Source organism: Candidatus Neomarinimicrobiota bacterium (assembly GCA_012964825.1).
Lineage (GTDB): Bacteria > Fidelibacterota > Marinisomatia > Marinisomatales > S15-B10 > UBA2125.
In genome coordinates, this window is the sequence record DTTI01000080.1 from 25,079 (window position 1) to 27,485 (window position 2,407).

2 protein-coding genes and 1 pseudogene (1 of these 3 only partly in view) are annotated in these 2,407 nt (G+C 43.5%); 2 read left to right on the forward strand and 1 reads right to left on the reverse strand.

Annotation, left to right across the window (positions count from 1 at the left end; translation table 11 throughout):
• The first annotated feature begins 126 nt into the window (after positions 1 to 126).
• On the forward strand, positions 127 to 1,437 hold the full coding sequence (locus EYO21_08445) for a M20/M25/M40 family metallo-hydrolase (GenBank protein ID HIB03831.1): 1,311 nt from the start codon (positions 127 to 129) through the stop codon (positions 1,435 to 1,437).
• Positions 1,356 to 2,369: a DUF1684 domain-containing protein gene (locus tag EYO21_08450; GenBank protein ID HIB03832.1), complete on the forward strand. Its 1,014-nt coding sequence runs from the start codon at positions 1,356 to 1,358 to the stop codon at positions 2,367 to 2,369. The genes EYO21_08445 and EYO21_08450 overlap by 82 nt, the downstream gene beginning before the upstream one ends.
• Here the strand turns inward: EYO21_08450 and EYO21_08455 are convergent.
• Positions 2,363 to 2,407: pseudogene (locus EYO21_08455) on the reverse strand (hypothetical protein) (it continues 1,086 nt past the right edge of the window). The gene EYO21_08450 and the pseudogene EYO21_08455 sit on opposite strands and share 7 nt — an antisense overlap.

Genomic DNA, 2,407 nt, shown 5'->3' on the forward strand with positions numbered 1-2,407 from the left:
AGTTGATATTGAACTGTTTCATTTGTTCAGTGTAATTATCTCACATCCGAGGAAAAAGATACTACGAATCATTGCTTTAGAGGTCAATTGGTTAATACCTTATCTTTAACTATGGGGATTAAGACAATGGCAATCATTATACGATCTTACAAGTTTTATTATCTCTTGGCTATTGTAGGGTTTTTCTTGATCCCACACCTCAAAGCAGGTGATAGTGTCAAACCGGATCGAAAATATGTAAAGGAAATCAAGAAACTTGCTGATCATCCCAAAATAAAGAAGGCCTTTAAAAGGGTCGTCGAACTTGAGTCTACAACGCACAACAATCTTATTTATCTTACTGAAATACCAGCACCACCGTTCAAGGAATCTGTCAGGGCCAAAGCTTTTGCCGATCTGTTGAGAAATGCAGGAGCGGATGAAGTTATTATCGATGAAGAGGGCAATGTTGTGGCAAGGCGAGACGGAACGGGTGAAAAAACGGTCCTTATTGAAGGACATCTTGATACTGTTTTCCCAGAAGGCACAGATGTAACAGTAAGAACACACGGTGACACACTTTTTGCGCCCGGCATTGGCGATGATACCAGGGGACTGTCTTTAATCGTTACCCTGCTCCAAGCTGTTATTGATGCTGATATAAGAACAGATGCAACACTCTATTTCGCCGGCACTGTTGGAGAAGAGGGTTTAGGCGACTTAAGGGGTGTTAAACATCTGTTTAACTCAGACAAGATATCTGTTGACAGTTATATCGCCGTTGACGGTGGTGGTCTTGATCGCATAGTTACCACCGCTGTAGGGTCTCACCGATACAGGGTAACATTCAAAGGTCCTGGAGGACATTCTTGGGGTGCCTTTGGACTTGTAAATCCACACCATGCCCTGGGCCGTGCCATTGAATATTTTTCTGAAGAAGCTGACCCGTACAGTCGCTCTCCGGGAAAAAAGGTTAGTTATAATGTTGGTCGTATCGGCGGAGGCACATCCGTCAATTCAATTCCGTTCGAATCTTGGATGGAAGTGGATATGAGATCTGAAAGTCCTGAACGTCTTCAAAAAATGGATGATATTTTTCAAAAAACCATTCAGAAAGCACTGAAAGACCAGAACACCTTGGGGCGAACCGATGCTCAAATGACAGTAGATATGCACATGGTTGGAGACCGACCGGCAGGGACCACTGATGAAAAGAGCCCCCTAGTTCAACGAGCAATGGCGAGTATACTTTATCTTGGCAGTACTCCCCGGCTGGGTTCCGGCTCTACCAATTCGAATATCCCGTTTTCAAAAAATATATCAGCAATCACCATTGGACGAGGAGGCACCGGACGACATGGACACTCTTTGAATGAATGGTGGTTGAACAAGGATGGACACCTCGCAATACAAAATGCACTTCTCATCCTTATAAGTCAGGCTGGTGGCATACAGTAATTTTCATGCCTATATTTAATCCAGTTAAGGTTCTAACACCCATGGTTAAGCCAATCAGCTCAACATATCGATATTTTCTTTTTTCTTGCCTCCTCCTTATCTCCTGTGAAAAGACAATGGTTGCGGACCCCAATTATGAAAAGGAGGTTATGGACTTTCGCCAGAGCCGGGTGAAATTTCTTAAATCGGGAAAAGGTTACCTCAACCTGGTGGGGCTTTACTGGCTAAAGGAGGGTGAAAACAGTATTGGCTCCGGCTCGGACAATGATTTGATCTTTCCACAGGAATTCCCGGAGAACTTCGGAGTCGCCATTAAATCAGGAGAGTCTATAAAGTTTGACTACTCACAACCGGTTACTCACAATGATCAGGAAGATCGGTCAAGCCTCACATTCTTGCTGGATGAACGTCCAAATCTGTTCTCATGGAAGTCGTTTCAATGGTTCATTCTAGAGAGCGGTGGGAATTATGCGGTGAGATTGAGAAATTTCGAGAACCCTGTTCTAAAAAAACCGCTGAACTTGAACTTCTATCCCGTTGATAACGACTGGCGAATCATGGGACAATATGAGGCATATCCTGAAACCAGAACACGAACAATTACCAATATAAGGGATATCGAATATGATCAACAGGCGCCGGGTATAATAACGTTCAAAAGAAACGGAAATAAATACGGCCTGGAACCCAATACCAGCGGTGAATCAATGTCTGTCATTTTCATGGATGGAACTACCGGCGAGGAGACGTTCCCCGGTGGTCGATTTCTTTTACTTGATGAACCTGATGATCAAGGAAATATAATTCTCGATTTCAACAAGGCGTTAAACTTCCCCTGTGCCTTTAACGCTTTTACCACCTGCCCCATCCCGCCTGAAAGAAACAGACTTACTTTTTTAGTAGAAGCTGGAGAAAAGGCATACGATCATTGATTCTCAATCACGGTTCTACTTTCCAGAATAGCTAGTAT